The sequence below is a fragment of the Pontibacter roseus DSM 17521 genome, from assembly GCF_000373265.1.
GTDB lineage: Bacteria > Bacteroidota > Bacteroidia > Cytophagales > Hymenobacteraceae > Pontibacter > Pontibacter roseus.
In genome coordinates this window covers 312359-327966 of record NZ_KB890761.1, presented here as the reverse complement: position 1 = coordinate 327966, position 15608 = coordinate 312359, and the positions used below count along the sequence as shown (strand labels likewise).

Here is a 15608-nt window from a genome sequence, read left to right as displayed (position 1 = left end):
TTTCCATAAGCCATACCTGCCGGAGCGGCAGAAGACAGGCTATACCTTGGCAACGCCTGTCAGTGGCAGGAAGGCTTTCATTGCGAGATGTACTGGGGACACAAGACGTTTGGGAGTTGTGCCAGCGCACCCTGCCTATATGCGATTACAGGGTTCCGGTTGATTGCTACTCCTCCGCGTCTCCCTTGGCTTGGCGCAGGCTTTTCAGTTCCTCCACATAGCTGCCGATAGTCAGAAGTACCTGCTGTTGTTCGGTGTTCAACCAAGGCTCGTTGCTCTGAATGTCCTGGAGCAGCATCTCAAAGGACTTTTTGCGGAGCCGGGCGTAGTTCAGCAAGATGTCCACCTCCTTCGCCTCGTGCTCTGGCAGGTCCTGCAGTTCCTCCAGTTCCACTATGCTTTCGTCCCACAGCGCTATACCTTGTTCGAGCGGACCCGTGAACCGGGCTTCATCGGCCTTAACGTCTGCTCCCTTTATGTCCTGCATCACAGCCATCGCCACCTGCTCCCGCTCCCCGAAGCGCTCCAGCGTGGTCAGGTACTTTGCCTGGGAGGCAGGTACCTGAAAAGCCATACCTACAAACGCAGCCCCTATCACCAGCACCGTCACGATGTTGCCCACCGCACTGTAGCTGTGCGTGATATACCTGTCCGAGCGCAGCAACAGGACACTTCCATAGCCAATGCCCAGTAACAGACCGCCGGTATGGGCGGCGTTGTCTATGCCGCTCTGCAGGCCGAACAGCAGGTTGAAGCCAATCACCCACACCATGTTGAGCACCATGCCCTTCTTCTCTTTCCAATCCATCTCCCGCTCCAGCAGCATCACCGCCATGAACATGCCAAACATCCCGAAAATGGCCCCGGAGGCACCGGCGCTTATGCGCTGCTGGTCCCACCACAGGCTGGCCAGGCTGCCCGCCAGACCGCATAGGATATAGGCCATGGTAAACTGCTTTCGCCCTACCAGCGGCTCCAGCACCCCGCCAATGCTGGCCAAGGCATACATGTTCACCAGCAGGTGTATGAGGCCGATGTGCAGAAACATGGAACTGAACAGCCGCCACCACTCACCGGTCAAGGTATAGGGGCCGAAGTTCGCGCCTGCCGCCACCAGGTCCTCCCCTTCCGGGGATAGCACGTGCACGCCAGTCAGGGCCAGCGCCACGAATACCAACAAGTTAAGATTTATCAGGATGGGCGTGATGAAGTAGTGCCGCTGCGGCACGAAAAACGCCCAAAAGGAGTTCATTTTATCGGAATAGGAAGTGGAGGTTGATGGCACGGCTTCCGCCTCGGCCTACTGCTGCAGGGTGTATTGGTGCAGGGCATCCTGCTTTATATGCCCCAGATTCGGGACCGGAAGGTTTCTTCGCTCTGCTTCGTCCGCTGCGGCTAGTATGGCCTCTGCCTCATAGCCTGCGCGCTCCCGCAGTATCTGTAGCAGTTCCGCGTCCCCTTTTCCGGAGACGGCTGCTGCGTATCTGTTTTCCAACTGCTGTTTCGTACTCTTGGTAAAGTTAGGGATTGCTCCTCACAAACCAAGGCACACAGGCAGGTGGCGGCTGTTCTCCTACTTGGCGTCTGCAATCAGCGAGCTGCCCAGCGCGGCTCCCGCTATACCTGTGCCGTACAGCATACCCAACGAGAGCAGGCTGTTTACAGACACTGCCTCAAGCCGCAGGTATTGCATCAGCACCATCAGAAGGAATACGAGGGTGGCGTAAAGCGTATTTTTGTAGAATTGGCGCATAGGCATGTTTTACAGGTGTGGTGCAAAATTCATATATCGCTATACTTGGTAGTTTATAAATTAGTTATGGTATTTTAAAGTTAGGCATTCTGGTTTATTCTGCAAGTATATCAGAGGCTTTTCTGCCGAGTGCCCGATAACCTTCCTCCTCTTTATCGGGTACACCCTACCAAAAACCCAATGCCTGAAACAGACCAAACCAGCTCCTACTTCATCATCCATGAGGGAGAAAGCCCCTTGGTAGCCACTGCCATCCACGATGGGCACAGCATCCGCGACAACGTCAACAGCCTTTGCGCCCTGTCTGAGCAGGACCGGCTCCGCGAGGAGGACCCTTTTACAGCCACTTGGACAAGTATAACCGATAACCAGATAATAGGTTTAAACTCCCGCTTCGAACTGGACCTGAACCGCCCCCGCCACAAGGCCATCTACCGCAAACCCGAAGACGCGTGGGGCCTGCAGGTGTGGAAGGACGAACTGCCGGAAAAACTGGTCGAGGAGTCGTTGGCGCAGTATGACCGGTTCTATGAGGCGGTGAGACGCATGCTGCAAAAGTCTATAGACCGGCACGGCTGCCTGGTGGTGTACGACCTTCATACCTACAACCACAAGCGTGAAGGTGCCGAAGGCCCCGAGGCTGACCCAAAGGAAAATCCCGAAGTGAACCTGGGCACCGGCAACATGAACCGGCAGCTGTGGGCACCGGTGGTGGATGCCTTCACCCAAACCCTGCAGGGCTACGATTACCAGGGACGGCGCCTCGACGTGCGTGAGAACGTGAAGTTCGAGGGCGGCCACTTCATGCGCTGGCTACACGACACTTTCCCTGACCGGGTATGCGCGATTTCCATCGAGTTCAAGAAGTTCTTCATGGACGAATGGACGGGAACGCCAGATGAGAACCAGGTACAGGAAATCAAAAAGGCCCTGCAAAGCACCATACAACCGGTATTGGCGGCACGTGAGCGGGTTTGTCAAACGCTCTCGCTATGACTGACTCCATTTCCGACAGCTTCATCCAGGACATAGTCCGCAGCCTAAAGAAGGGGAAAAAGGTGCGCCGCCGGCTACCGGAAGGCGGGCTGGTGCACCTCGACAGACCCCTGCCTTTCCTTGTCCTGTTCCGCCACCCAAGTGGCGCCCCAGACCACGCCACTGCTAACTTTGTGAAGGCAGAGGCGGCCTACATCATCGCTCAGGAAGGACAGACACCGGAGCTGCGGACGCTGATACGGGAGATAGCCAAGGCCATGTCAGATGAGTTCGGGGCCTTCCTGGTGCTGGAGATTTTCGCAGCACCGGCCATCGCCGCCGCCGATAGCCCCACGTTCCGGGTGCTGGGACCGGAGCAGGCGCTGCCCGCCACCATACGCGTGCTCAAAGAGGAGCTGTTGAAAATAAAGATAAACTACATACCTGCCACCGTGGCCACTGCCTCTAACCAGGCGCTGCTGGAGGGGCCTGGCAGCCTGCTGAGCGAAGAGGAACTGAAACAGATGAGTTGCCTCATGCTTGGGCTGGAACTGCAACCCGTGTACCGGCAAAGCGGCAGCGGCCAGGTATACCCCCTGCTCCTGCGCACCCTCCGCGCCAGTGTCTCCAACGCTATCAAGAAGGCGGTATTCGACTTTGTGCGGGTACAGACGAGCCACCAACCCAAGCATTTCCAGGCGCTTGGCCGGCAAGCCGTGGTGCCTGCCGTCTGGCGCATCGATAAGCAACTGACGGCCATCAGCGACCAATTCCGTTTCCTGCTGCTGGTCACGCCCGTCAATGCGGAAGAGGCATGGGAAGAATTCAAAAGCAAGAAATTCAAACAGGTCCCCTCCTTCCGCTACCGCCTGATGCCCATAGATGCTGACCTGCTCAAGCGCCGCCTCTATAACATCCCCATCGAGAAAGTGGAGGACCCTACCCTGGCCTTTCTGTTCCGGGACAAGCGCCACGAGTTGGACAAAATGCTGACCATGCTTGCCGACCGCAATACACCTGACTTCCTCTACAGCAGTCTGCAGCTGTTTGGGGGCGTGGATGAGCAGTTGCTGAAGCTGGCAGAAGGTATACTGGCCGCCCTGCCGGAACCCGCACGCGACGAAGACGCCCCGCTTATACCTGTAGCGGAGTTCGCGGCACTGGCCGAACAGGAAATCGCTTTTCTCCGGAGCCAATATCCGCCACTCGACTCTGGAGTGGACATACGCAAGGACATCGTAGGGCTGATTGTCTCCAAAGGCAGGCTCAACATAGGCACGGAGGCTAAGATACCGCGCAGTCGGGCGCAGGCGCTCATACAGCATGAGGTGGGCACCCACATCCTCACCTATTACAACGGCAAGGCACAGCCCCTCCAGCAGCTGTACGTAGGCGTACCAGGCTACGAGGAGCTGCAGGAAGGGCTGGCCGTGCTGAGCGAGTATCTGGTGGGCGGACTCGACCAGGACAGGCTCCGCATACTGGCTGCCCGCGTCGTGGCGGTGCATCACCTCATCCAGGGCTGCAGCTTCACGGATAATTTCCAGCGCCTGAGGGAACAGCACCATTTCGACGAGGAGACGGCCTTTGACGTGACCATGCGCGTACACCGCGGCGGCGGTCTCACCAAAGACGCCGTATACCTGCGCGGGCTGGTGCACCTGCTGCAGTACCTCAAGGAGGGCAACGATTTGGAGCCGCTCCTCATCGGCAAAATCCGGCAGGAGTACATCCCGATTATCCAGGAGCTGATATACCGCAACGTGCTGCGGCCGGTGCCCATCAAGCCGCGCTACCTCTTGGACCCTGCCGTGAAACCAAAGCTCGACAAACTGAAGGCGGGTGTATCAGTATTCAACCTTATTTGACGGAAACCGGTACAACTTCCTTCAACCACCAATCATTCAATCAAAACACTCACATACCATTCCAGCACCCATGACTATTGGATTCGTAGTAAACAACATAAAGACCGAAGGCCCTGGCTATGCCACCATCTTCCTGGCGCAATGCATGCACAACCTGGGACACACCGTTTTCCTGATGGGCGTAGGTGACCTGGCCTATTATCCCGACGGCTATATGGGGGCCACTGCCGTACAAGCCGACCCCAAGCATAAGTACAAATCGCCGGCCACCTACCTGGAGGCCATACAGAGCGAAAAAGCCATCACCGTACGTGTGACCGCCCCCGACCTGGACGTGCTCATGTTGCGCAACGACCCCTCCGCCGAAGGGGAAGGCAGGGCCTGGGCACAGAACGCCGGCATCATCTTCGGGCAGCTGGCCCTGCGCCACGGGGTGATTGTGCTCAACGACCCCACCTCGCTCTCCGACGCCGTAAACAAGATGTACTTCCAGCACTTCCCGGAGGCGGTGCGCCCCCGCACCCTCATCACCCGCGACAAGGAGGAGATAAAGGAGTTCTTCCGCGAGCAAAAGAACAACATCATCCTCAAGCCCCTGCAGGGCTCCGGCGGCTCCGGCGTGTTCATGGTGAAAAAGAACGACGCCACCAACCTGAACCAGATAGTGGAGGCCATCAGCCGCGACGGTTACGTGATTGCGCAGGAGTACCTGCCACAGGCCTCTGAAGGCGATGTGCGCCTGTTCGTGGTCAACGGCGAGGCATTGCAATACAAGGGCAAGTACTGTGCGATGCGCCGCGTAGGTGCCAAAGACGATATCCGGAGCAACATGCACGCGGGCGGCTCAGCGCAGGCCGTGGAGGTGGACCAGACCATGCTGGACCTGGTGGAGCTGGTGCGCCCCAAACTCATCCAAGACGGCATGTTCATGGTAGGCCTCGACATTGTGGGCGACAAGTTGATGGAGATAAACGTCTTCAGCCCCGGCGGACTGTCTGATATCACGGAGATGAAAGGCGTGGATTTCTCGGTGCCCATCATCGAGACACTGGAACGGAAAGTACACTACAAGAAGACGTACGGCGTCCAGATAGATAACAAGACTGTTGCGATGATATAGGAAGCAGGCTTGCAGCCATTGGCAGTTTGCATAGTAGTGGTTATAAGTATGTCTTGCTATACCTCCCATCGGTCATTAGCAGCAGCTACTACTACGCCTATTCCTTACCAGCAGTTAAGGCAGACTCCCCGCCTGGGGGTAGGGCCCTCGAAAATGACGAGGAGGGGCAGGGGTGGTTGGACCCGGTCATCCCCATACACGTTCTGTCATTCCGACGATAGGAGGAATCTGTTACCACAGCCACCGCCGGTGCGAACGCAGCGGTAACCAGCGGTGAGACATGCGGGACAATCTATACCTGGCGTTTTCCTCTGTTCCCTTCCTCGCCATACTGACAAAAGCCGCATCTGCGCTGGCGCTGGATGTGCGGCCCGTCGGGTATAAGATTTCTCCTATCGTCGAAATGACAGAACGCAGGAATGACAGTTAGTGCAGTAGGAGTCCCTACTCAAGAGGGAGCAGGGCGGGTCAATCCATAAGGGGTGCAGTGCTTTAGCTGTTACTACAATGCCTATCTTATGGGTATAAGCAACTTGCAAAAGACAAGTAGGCAAGGGAGTACCTAAATCCGGCGAAACGGCGTTGATAGAAAAATTTCAATAGCGCAAATGGAGGCAGGAAAGTCGCTACTTAAGCCTTACACTTAACAGATATACCTCGGTTACAATATGGTGTAGGAGTGCTGGTTTGCAATAAGTGATTGGCTATCAGCAATACAGAAATATTGCAAAAATATTTCTGTATTTTTCTTTTTAATAGAAAAACAAAATCGTAGTTTTGCACCCGAATTAAGAGAAGGAAATTTTTGGGAAAGCTAATATGAGAAATATATTTTAGCCCCGCAAGTCCTCGCTCTGATTTTTTTTGAAAAATATTGTCGCCGCCAAGTGCCGGCTTATCATACAAAGTCAAAATTCCTGCCGCAGCAGGCCAAAGATAAGGTTAGTTAAAGTTTAGATTAGTTTGTTTTAAGGTGAGAGAAGGCCCCAGTCATTTTGACGGGGCTTTTCTCATTTCAGGCGTACAGGAAATAGGCTACGGCTACTGTGACAGGTATAGCGGCCAGCAGCACTTTGAGCACATAGCTGGGCCTAGGTGTGCCTGTCAGCCAGGAGAGCCTGCTCCGGAAGGTATAGCGGAGGCTGGTGATGAAGGCCACCAAGGCCAGCGCCCCGAGCACCACGTGTATCATCAGTAAGATGGTGTCAAGGGAAGCGCCCCACTGCAGCGTTTGTTGGGCGGCGGCCACGTTCCAGTAGAGCAGCACAAGCAGGCAGACAGAGGCAACTGCGGCACCGGCCCGCATACTGAACAGCGTCAGCCACGAAGCCAGCGCGAACAATGGAACGGCTCCCGCCAACCCGACTGTGCGGTAGAACAAGGCGTCCTCGCCCGACAAATCAAAGTAGAGCAGGATGATGAGGGCGTGGGCAAAGCCGGTCAGGAAGAAGAACAGGTACCGCGTCATACGGTACTATACTGCTGAAATCCTATTTCAGATACTTTTCAGGTATAGGCTGCTGCGGCGTCTCGGGGGTGAAGAGCAGGCTGGCAATCCACCAGCGGCCCTTGTCATACACCAACTGGTAGGTGTTGACGCCACGGGCCTCTACCTTCCCTTGCGGGGTATAGCGAGTGTCATACGTCTGGAAGGCGGTGGCTAGGTTACCAAAGCGCTCGATGCGCAGCCCCAGCTGGCTCTCATAAAAGCCATTCTGCTCATAAAAAGGTCCGTTGCGCTCCGCGAACTGAGCCACGGTGGTGATGCGCACAAAGCTGCTGTCGCCCCGGTGGAACACGCCACCCATCTGGGCATCGGGTAGGAAAAGCGCCTTGAACTGCTCCATGTCCCGCTTCTGCCCCTTCGGACCAGAGATTATCTTCAGGCCGGCAGCCGTGATGGCCTCTATGGTGGCGACGTCCTCAGCCGGCACTTTTGCCTGGGCGAAGGAGGTATAGATTAGGCCAATGGTAAACAGCAGGGCAAGCAGAGGCTTCTTCATAGGTATATGGGTTGATAATTATCTGAATGAAAACCGAATAGGAAGCACATAGGAAACCGGAACCACTTCACCCTCCTGCTTTCCGGGCTGCCATCTGGGCATGCTGTTCACCACGCGCAGCGCTTCGGCGTCAGCATCCGCTTGCAGCGGCTTTACCACTTCCAGCCTGTTTATGCTCCCGTCCTTTTCCACCACAAACGAGATGACCACCAAGCCGTTTACCTTCGCCTTGCGAGCTGATTTAGGGAACTTGATGTTGCTGGAAAGGTAGCTCAGCATCACTGCCTCCCCTCCCGGGAACTGGGGCAACTCCTGCGATGGGTAGAAAGCCTGCGGGGTGCCATCCGGTGCGAACACCTCCCCTTTCAGCATTTTGCCAGTCGCGTATACCTCCAGCCTGCGCAAGGCACCGTTCTCATAATAGCCTTTCAGCGTATCTTCCAGCATACCATTCCGGTGGAAGCTGCTGTATTTGATTTGACTGTTCTCGAACCAAGAGGTAGAGGCGCCTTCCTGCTTGTTGTTGATGTAGTTCCCCTCGCTCGCCAGCTGCCCGTTTGGGTGCCACACTTTGTAGGGACCAGACCTCACCCACACCCATTCCCGGTTTTTCTCGAAATCTTTGTAGTTGGTGACGTTTACCAAGGTGCTGTCTATGGTATAACGGGAAATCTCCGCTGTGCCATCGGCCCGGATGTCTATCCGCTCGAAGAAGCGGGCCTCCTCTTTGGCTACTTCCTTGTACCTCTCGTTCACATACCTTAGCTCCTGCTTCTGCGCCTGTGCCGAGGTCCAACCAACAAATGCGGCCAATAAAAGCACCGCCTGCGCTACTCTCTTCGCTTTCAAAATCTGTTGAATAGTTATATCCTGATATTGCAGGCTAAATATATAGATTCTTTCCACACTACGACAGCACACAGGTATAGCCTCTCCGAAAAAGAAGTACCGTACGTTGGCCTGGCAGGTATAACCTATCGGATTTCTTCCCAGGTGTAGTAGGCGAAGGTGCTTCTCAGCAGCGGCTCCTGCCCGTTCTTCGTGGCGATGTGAAGCTGCACCTCGCTTACCTTGCCGTCCGCATCGTAGGTATAGTCCTCGCGCAGGTATGGCTTCTTATCCCGGTTGATGCTGCGCGTTGTGAGCTGCCCGGCCTCATTATAGGTATACTGCACCTCCTCTGGCTGCCTGCCCGATTTTTCTATAACCACCTGCTGCAACTGCCGGTGCGCGTTGTAGTTGAACCGCATGCGCTTCTGCAAAATGCCGTCGAAGGATAGCTGCCGCTCCACAACAAAGCCTTCCTGCCGCCGCTCCTGCCAATTGCGGCCGTGCTCCTGCAACAGGTTGCGCGGGGTGTACTCCTGCACGTATACCTTGTAGAAGTTAAAGGCATTCTGGAGCAGTTCTTCTTTTCCTGTGATGTCGCCCCCTACGCCCAGCTGCAGGTTCAGCAGTGGCTTGAAAGCCTGGACTTTGGAATCATACAGTTCTATGTGTTGCAACTTAGGCATCAGCCCCAGGTCCAGGTTCTTTCTGTACTTGATGGCTATACCTGTCAGGGTGCTGGTGGCTGTGGTGCTCACCATATGGTCGGCGGAGGAGTGCACGTCGGTGATGTGGCCTTTCCCCTGCACCACCAGCGCATCGGCTCCATGGGCATTTGCTCTGGCTTTCAGGTCGTTAATCAAGGTGATGTAGGGAGTGCTCTCACCGCCTCGGGCTTCTAGTGCAGCCAGCTTCACATACTCCTCTTTCGGCCACTCCCCCGCGAAGAACACTTCCACTTCCTTGTTATGGGGTTGCACAGGTAGAGTGGTGAGCCGCTCGTCCACGGCCGGGTAGAAGTCGCTGGTGCAACCTGCCAGCAAAAGGGCTGTCAGCGACAGGGTTATGCGTAAGTGTTTTTTCATATTCGGGTTGTCAGGGTGGATGATGAACGGTTGGACCTCAAACATCGTGCAGCATTGCGTCTGTTGCTGCCTGCCCGTGAATAAATATAGCGAAATACTATATTCAAGCGTGCAGCGGCAGGTATAGCGGCGTGAACAATGTGCACGCTGGCAGGTATAGCTATTGCCGGAACAGGCACGTAAATAGCGTATGGATTCTATCAGAAAAGGAGCAAGAGCGGCCTCCTCCAAGGCCAACCAGGAGAAGAAGAGCTTCCGGGAGCAGATGGGCGCCCTGCGGAACCTGCCCAAGTTTTTCCGGCTGATATGGGAGACGAGCAAGGCGATGACCGTCGGGAACATGCTGCTGCGCCTGATTAAGGCCTCTTTGCCGTTGGCCATGCTTTATGTGGGCAAGCTGATTATTGATGAGGTCATCCGGCTGATTGACGTGACGGGCGAGCGGGATTTGAGTTTCCTGTGGCTGCTGGTGGCCGTGGAACTGGGGCTGGCCCTCGTTTCTGATTTGATTAACCGCGGCATCACCCTGCTCGACAGCCTGCTGGGCGATTTGTTCTCGAACAGAACCTCCGTGGCCCTCATTGAGCACGCCGCCAAGCTGGACCTGGCGCAGTTCGAGGATGCCACCTTCTACGATAAGCTGGAGCGGGCGCGGCGGCAGACGGTGACGCGGGTGGTGCTCATGTCGCAGGTACTCTCGCAACTGCAGGACATGGTCACCATCGCTTTTCTGGCGGTGGGTCTGATTGCGTTCAACCCTTGGCTCATCCTCATCCTGCTGGTGGCTGTGATTCCTTCCTTCCTGGGCGAGACGCACTTCAACGAACGCACCTACTCCCTCTCCCGCTCCTGGACGCCCGAGCGTCGCGAGCTTGACTACCTGCGCTACATCGGCGCCAGCGACGAGACGGCTAAGGAAATCAAGACCTTCAACCTTTCGGGCTTCCTCTCCAGCCGCTTCAAGCAGCTCTCTGACCGTTACTACGACCTGAACAAGGGACTGATTGTGCGGCGGGCGGTGTGGGGCAGCGCCCTCTCCGCCTTGGGTACGCTTGCCTACTACGGCGCCTACATCTTCATTTTGTTCCAGACCGTGGCAGGCGCCATCACCGTGGGTACGCTCACGTTCCTGGCGGGCTCCTTCAGCAGCATGCGCGGTTTGTTGCAGGGCATCATGACGCGCTTTTCTCAGATTGCCGAGAGCGCGCTATACCTGCAGGACCTCTTCGACTTTCTGGAGCTGCAGCCTCAGATTACGCCGCCTGCCAACCCACTGCAAGTGCCGCGGCCCATCCAGGAAGGCTTCACGTTCGAGGATGTCGGCTTCAAGTACCACAACAGCGAGCGCTGGGCAGTGCGCCACCTCTCCTTCCACTTGCGGGCCGGGGAGAAACTGGCGCTGGTGGGCGAGAACGGAGCCGGCAAGACCACTTTGGTGAAGCTGCTGGCAAGGCTGTACGAACCCACGGAGGGGCGAATACTATTGGATGGAATCGACCTGCGGGAGTACGACCTCAACGATTTGCGACACCAGGTGGGCATTATCTTCCAGGATTATGTGCGCTTCCAGATGACGGCCTCCGACAACATCGCCATTGGGCAAATCAGCAACATCAGCGACAAAGAGCGCATACAGGGCTCGGCGCAGAAGAGCCTGGCAGACCCGGTGATACAGCGCCTTCCCGATGGGTACGAGCAGGTGCTGGGCAAGCGCTTCAACAAAGGCGTGGAATTGTCGGGTGGGGAATGGCAGAAGGTGGCATTAGCACGGGCCTACATGCGTGACGCGCAGCTGCTTATTTTGGATGAGCCTACCTCGGCGCTGGATGCACGCGCGGAGCATGAGGTGTTCATCCGTTTCTCGGAGTTGATTGCGGGCAAGACCGCCGTGCTCATCTCCCACCGCTTCTCCACGGTGCGCATGGCTGACCGCATTCTGTTTCTGGAGCAGGGGCAGTTGAAGGAACTAGGTTCGCATGAGGAGTTGCTGGCCCAGAACGGCAAGTACGCCGAGCTGTTTGCGCTGCAGGCAAAAGGGTATCTGTAGGTATAGCTGGGGGCATGCGCTATACCAGTTGTGACGCATGCGGGCCCTGAACGTTGGCTGGGTTCAATCGACAGAATCATCTTCGGCCATGAAATGCCAAATCAGCACCACCGACGTGAGGCTCAGGATGGCCAGAAAAATCAAAAGCAGGTCTTCTCCCATAGGCTATGCAATGTGTACCGGTTTAGGCGGCGTTGGCACGGTCCGTATTTCTGAATCTGCATTACTGAAGCATGCTGTTCCTATACAGGCTATACCTGCTGCTGTTGGCCAGAGCAGTATCAGGCTACCTGAACAGCTCTGAGGAGTGCATTGTCCCCCTGCAGCAGCTCCTGCACCAGTTCCCGGGCCTGTTGGCGTATCTCGCGCAGCGCCGTGGACTCGTATAGCATCGCCTTCCGCGGTGGCCCCAGCGTGAACAGACCGGTGATGGGTGTGCCTCGCTCATCCAGCAGGGTGCCATTGTGCGACGTGAGCAACCCCAACCGAAAAGCGTCAGGCTGCAGCAGGCCATCTGCCAGTAATTGGCGCATGAGCGGCATTTCTACTTTTGTGAAGTCGCATTGCGGGCCTGTGCAGTTGATGACTCTGTATACCGCCAGCTTCTCCTGGATAGCCTCTCCTCTTCTTTTGATGGTGACAAGAACCGCATCGCCTGTATCCTGCATATCAATCAAGGTGGCCGCCAGCACCTCCAGCTTATCCTGTGCCTGCAGGCGCTGGAGCAGGTCATAGGAAGCGGCGGGCATGCGGTGGCGGTGTGTTTCCCAGTAAGGCCGGATATGGCGCAGGAAGCGCTCCCTCTCCTGTGTCGGCAGCGCCTGCCAGATAGCCGGTATATCCTCCCGCATCGCATCCAGCACACTCCGCCAGGTATAGCCATTCGCGACGGCTTGCCCTATCTCATTCCTGACGAAGCGGAACAAATCCAGGGCAGACAAGGGGGCATTTTGCGGAATAGCCAGCCTGGGGTATGGCGGCGTATTCACATCGAACGGCTGCGGCAGCAGCCCATGCCGCGACACGACGTATACCTTGCCTCTATGGCCCTGTGCCTGCAGGCTGCCTACCAGGTCCACCATCGTGAGGCTCGAGCCAATGAGGAGCACCGGCGCGTCGGCCGGCAAATCGGAAAGGCCCTTGGCCGCCCAGGGCGACGCCACATACCGGCTGTTGCCGTAGAATGCCTGGGTAGGTATAGGCAGATGCCCCGGCGGGAAGTTGCCAGGCGCCAAGACTGCTTTCTCTACCGTTATCGCTTCATTGCTCCTAAACGTGATTTGAAACGCCTTTCCCTCCCTCCGGACTGCAGTCGCCTCGTCATAAATCCTGACGAGCCGCACTCCTTTTGCAGCGCCTGATTCCGCGTCCTGCAGCCGGGCCTTCAGGTAATCGCCGAAAATAGAGCGTGAGATAAAATCTGTTGCGCTTACCGTGCCTTTCAACTGTCCTTTGTACCGGTGCTGATGTTCCAGAATCCACTCGTAGAAATCCTGCGGTTTGTCTGGGAAAAGGCTCATGGCCGAGGCGGGCACGTTGAGTGGCTGGAAAGCCAACTGGCTGGAATAGGCGACGCCGCGGTTCATCCTATACCTGTCCTGCTCTATCAGGTAGACGGTAGTGCCGCCAGAGGCGCGGTTGAGAAGGTGTATGGCTGTCAGAGTGCCGCTCAGGCCCCCTCCTATAATCGCAATCGTCATACATGATACGTTTGGGAACAGATACATTTACGCCAGACAGGCCAGGCCTACACTCTGGCGCCTGTGCATGGGAGGATAGAGCAGTCCGTTACAAGCAAAACCGGCAACACGAACCAAAAAGTACCTGATTTTACGGCAGTTAGCTGCCAGGGTTGATTCGGTATCGGAGAATACGTTTCCGAAAGGCAAGAGTCACGCAAGCTCTATAGGAGCGTCGCGAGCATATGTTGCCCGGCCGGCTTCTCCCTGTCACACGTGGAACATAATCCTCCTAAAATGGGAAGAAGTAGGGAATGATGATGGAGGCCACTATCCAGAGGAGTATGTTAAGCGGTGTGCCCACCCGGAGGTAATCTGTGAACCGGTAGTTGCCGGGGCCGTAAATCATGGTGTTGGTCTGGTAGCCCATGGGCGTCATGAAGCTAAGCGAGGCGGCAAAGGTGACCGCCATCAGGAAAGGGCGCACGCTCACCCCCATCTCCTGGGCAGTCACAATCGCGATGGGAGCCAGCAAAGCCGCCGTGGCGTTGTTCGACATAAAGTTCGTCGTCATGAACGTGATGAAAAAGAAGGCCGAGAGCAACACGTGCGGCCCATACTCCCCGATGGAGTTCACCAGGAAGCCAGACAACAGGCTCGCAGCTCCCGTCTTCTCCAGTGCCGTGCCCATCGACAACACGCCGGCCAGCATGAAAATCACTTTCCACTCGATAGCCTTGTATACCTCATCCAGGCGGATGCACTTGAACAGCACCAGCAGCAGCACCCCTATCAGGGCGCTCAGCACGATGTGGGCCAGGCCTGTGGCCGCTGTTATGATCACGCCTATACCTATGGCCAGCACAGGCAGGATTTTGCTGAAATCGTAGTGGCTTCTTTCTGTCTCGGATACAAGCAGGATGTCTTCGTTGCTCTTGAGATGCGCCGCCTGCTCCTTGTCAGCGGCAATCAGCAGCACGTCACCGGAGGAGAGTTTGGTATGTGTTAGTTTCTCGTGGAGGATTTCATGGCGGTGGCGGATGGCCACTACGGTGGCACCATGGTTGTGCGCCCTGAAATCCAGCTCCTTCAGCGACTTGCCTACTATGTAAGAGTTTGGGGTGATGAGTGCCTCGTAAAGCTTGGAGCTGCCGCCATTCAGCTCCTTGCCAACCGACTTCCGTTCTGATTTCAACTCGATGCCCTTCTCTTCCTTTATCTTCTTCAGCTTCTCCACGTCGCAACGCACCTTGAGCACATCGTTGGCCCGCAGCATGGTATAGGGAGTGGCTTTCAACCTGTGCTTGTCTCGGGTAATCTGCAACACGTCTATGTCCAGGTTCTGCACCAGGCTGGAGCTCCGTAGCGGCACACCTACTGAGGGCGAATCCGGCAGAATTATGATTTCTGTGAGGTAGTCCCCCATGTTGAAGTCTTCGGTCAGGTCCTCGGGAATTTTGCGGCTAGGCAGCAGGAAGCGGCCCACCAACAGCATATAGGCAGCACCTACCACCAGGAAGACAACGCCGGCCGCCGTCAGCTCGAACATTCCGAAAGGCGGCTCTCCCTGCGCCTCAGCTATACCGCTCACCAATATGTTCGTGGAGGTTCCAATCAGGGTGCAGATGCCGCCGAGCAGCGCCCCGAAGGAAAGCGGCATCAGCAGCTTGGCAGGGCTGATGCGGGTGCTGCGCGCCACCTGTATCACGACGGGCATAAGCAGCGCCACCACGGCCGTATCATTGATGAAAGCGGAGAGCAGGCCTGCGATGAGCATGACAGCCAACAGGCAAAGAAGGCTATTCTTCCGTGCGACGCGTGTTAGCAGCAGACCGACACTGCTGAGCGCCCCTGACTTGAAAATGGCCGAACTGAGGACGAACATGCAAGCCACCGTGATAGTGGCCGGGTTGCTGAAGCCGGCCAGTCCCTCAGCGGGCGTGAGTATACCCAGCGCCATGAACAGAGACATGATGAGGATGGCCGTGGTGTCAATAGAGAGCCGCTCGCTTACGAAAAGCACCACAGCAGTCGCTATTACAGCCAGTACGACGCCTATCTCAAATGTCATGCAAAATCAGGTTTCGGATGGAGCCGGCCTGCTCAAAAGCGCACCGGCCAAGAGGCATAGCGCCGTGACTATGATGACGTTACAGCAACCGCTAGGTATAACTTTATTTATACCCGTACGGTTACAAAATTTTGGAGACACTAAGGGAAATGAAGCCGCATGCAGCGGTAGGGAAGGTC

Annotated in this window: 14 protein-coding genes; 5 read left to right on the top strand and 9 right to left on the bottom strand. The window is 56.3% G+C overall.

Features of this window, described 5'->3' with window-relative positions:
- Positions 1-166: 166 nt before the first annotated feature.
- The 3 genes from B051_RS21880 to B051_RS0101430 all read right to left on the bottom strand — a co-directional run bounded on the left by B051_RS21880 (position 167) and on the right by B051_RS0101430 (position 1753).
- Positions 167-1252, bottom strand: coding sequence for a rhomboid family intramembrane serine protease (locus B051_RS21880; protein ID WP_018476393.1), 1086 nt, complete (start codon positions 1250-1252; stop codon positions 167-169).
- A 48-nt stretch (positions 1253-1300) separates the two neighbouring features.
- The gene (locus B051_RS0101435; protein WP_018476392.1) at positions 1301-1495 is read right to left on the bottom strand and encodes a hypothetical protein; all 195 of its coding nucleotides are present in this window, start codon (positions 1493-1495) and stop codon (positions 1301-1303) included.
- A gap of 78 nt (positions 1496-1573) precedes the next feature.
- Entirely contained in the window at positions 1574-1753 is a 180-nt protein-coding gene (locus B051_RS0101430) for a hypothetical protein (RefSeq protein WP_157578462.1), read from the bottom strand.
- 180 nt (positions 1754-1933) lie between these two features.
- Here B051_RS0101430 and B051_RS0101425 point away from each other — a divergent pair, with 180 nt between their 5' ends.
- The 4 genes from B051_RS0101425 to B051_RS22340 all read left to right on the top strand — a co-directional run bounded on the left by B051_RS0101425 (position 1934) and on the right by B051_RS22340 (position 6146).
- A complete protein-coding gene (locus B051_RS0101425) occupies positions 1934-2749 on the top strand; it encodes an N-formylglutamate amidohydrolase (protein ID WP_018476390.1) in 816 nt (271 codons plus the stop codon).
- The gene (locus tag B051_RS0101420; RefSeq protein WP_018476389.1) at positions 2746-4596 is read left to right on the top strand and encodes a flavohemoglobin expression-modulating QEGLA motif protein; all 1851 of its coding nucleotides are present in this window, start codon (positions 2746-2748) and stop codon (positions 4594-4596) included. Before B051_RS0101425 ends, B051_RS0101420 begins: the two co-directional genes overlap by 4 nt.
- 70 nt (positions 4597-4666) lie before the next feature.
- Positions 4667-5716 (top strand): glutathione synthetase, encoded by a 1050-nt coding sequence (locus B051_RS0101415; RefSeq protein WP_018476388.1) that lies wholly within the window; start codon positions 4667-4669, stop codon positions 5714-5716.
- 280 nt (positions 5717-5996) lie between these two features.
- On the top strand, positions 5997-6146 hold the full coding sequence (locus B051_RS22340; protein WP_157578460.1) for a hypothetical protein: 150 nt from the start codon (positions 5997-5999) through the stop codon (positions 6144-6146).
- A gap of 585 nt (positions 6147-6731) precedes the next feature.
- Here B051_RS22340 and B051_RS0101410 read toward each other — a convergent pair.
- From B051_RS0101410 to B051_RS0101395, 4 genes are all read right to left on the bottom strand, one after another.
- On the bottom strand, positions 6732-7184 hold the full coding sequence (locus B051_RS0101410) for a hypothetical protein (protein WP_018476387.1): 453 nt from the start codon (positions 7182-7184) through the stop codon (positions 6732-6734).
- Between the two features lie 22 nt (positions 7185-7206).
- Positions 7207-7719: a hypothetical protein gene (locus tag B051_RS0101405; protein WP_018476386.1), complete on the bottom strand. Its 513-nt coding sequence runs from the start codon at positions 7717-7719 to the stop codon at positions 7207-7209.
- A gap of 18 nt (positions 7720-7737) precedes the next feature.
- A complete protein-coding gene (locus B051_RS21875; RefSeq protein ID WP_018476385.1) occupies positions 7738-8568 on the bottom strand; it encodes an energy transducer TonB in 831 nt (276 codons plus the stop codon).
- 125 nt (positions 8569-8693) lie between these two features.
- On the bottom strand, positions 8694-9632 hold the full coding sequence (locus B051_RS0101395) for a hypothetical protein (RefSeq protein WP_157578458.1): 939 nt from the start codon (positions 9630-9632) through the stop codon (positions 8694-8696).
- Between the two features lie 190 nt (positions 9633-9822).
- Between B051_RS0101395 and B051_RS0101390 the strand changes: the two genes are divergently transcribed.
- Positions 9823-11679 (top strand): ABC transporter ATP-binding protein, encoded by a 1857-nt coding sequence (locus tag B051_RS0101390; protein ID WP_018476383.1) that lies wholly within the window; start codon positions 9823-9825, stop codon positions 11677-11679.
- 281 nt (positions 11680-11960) lie between these two features.
- Here B051_RS0101390 and B051_RS20700 read toward each other — a convergent pair whose 3' ends face one another.
- Together B051_RS20700 and B051_RS0101375 are read right to left on the bottom strand one after the other, a co-directional pair.
- Positions 11961-13379 carry an FAD/NAD(P)-binding protein gene (locus tag B051_RS20700; protein WP_018476381.1) on the bottom strand — a complete coding sequence of 473 codons (1419 nt, stop codon included), beginning with the start codon at positions 13377-13379 and terminating at the stop codon, positions 11961-11963.
- Between the two features lie 271 nt (positions 13380-13650).
- Complete coding sequence (locus B051_RS0101375) at positions 13651-15429, bottom strand: SLC13 family permease (protein WP_018476380.1); 1779 nt, start codon at positions 15427-15429, stop codon at positions 13651-13653.
- Positions 15430-15608 lie beyond the last annotated feature (179 nt).

Excerpts from the sequence above, each read along its gene's own strand:
- B051_RS0101395 (WP_157578458.1), bottom strand. The coding sequence starts at position 9,632 with ATGAAAAAACACTTACGCATAACCCTGTCGCTGACAGCCCTTTTGCTG.
- B051_RS0101420 (WP_018476389.1), top strand. The coding sequence starts at position 2,746 with ATGACTGACTCCATTTCCGACAGCTTCATCCAGGACATAGTCCGCAGC.
- B051_RS0101415 (WP_018476388.1), top strand. The coding sequence starts at position 4,667 with ATGACTATTGGATTCGTAGTAAACAACATAAAGACCGAAGGCCCTGGC.
- B051_RS21880 (WP_018476393.1), bottom strand. The coding sequence starts at position 1,252 with ATGAACTCCTTTTGGGCGTTTTTCGTGCCGCAGCGGCACTACTTCATC.
- B051_RS0101430 (WP_157578462.1), bottom strand. The coding sequence starts at position 1,753 with ATGCGCCAATTCTACAAAAATACGCTTTACGCCACCCTCGTATTCCTT.
- B051_RS20700 (WP_018476381.1), bottom strand. The coding sequence starts at position 13,379 with ATGACGATTGCGATTATAGGAGGGGGCCTGAGCGGCACTCTGACAGCC.
- B051_RS0101390 (WP_018476383.1), top strand. The coding sequence starts at position 9,823 with ATGGATTCTATCAGAAAAGGAGCAAGAGCGGCCTCCTCCAAGGCCAAC.
- B051_RS22340 (WP_157578460.1), top strand. The coding sequence starts at position 5,997 with ATGCGGGACAATCTATACCTGGCGTTTTCCTCTGTTCCCTTCCTCGCC.
- B051_RS0101375 (WP_018476380.1), bottom strand. The coding sequence starts at position 15,429 with ATGACATTTGAGATAGGCGTCGTACTGGCTGTAATAGCGACTGCTGTG.
- B051_RS0101410 (WP_018476387.1), bottom strand. The coding sequence starts at position 7,184 with ATGACGCGGTACCTGTTCTTCTTCCTGACCGGCTTTGCCCACGCCCTC.
- B051_RS0101405 (WP_018476386.1), bottom strand. The coding sequence starts at position 7,719 with ATGAAGAAGCCTCTGCTTGCCCTGCTGTTTACCATTGGCCTAATCTAT.
- B051_RS0101425 (WP_018476390.1), top strand. The coding sequence starts at position 1,934 with ATGCCTGAAACAGACCAAACCAGCTCCTACTTCATCATCCATGAGGGA.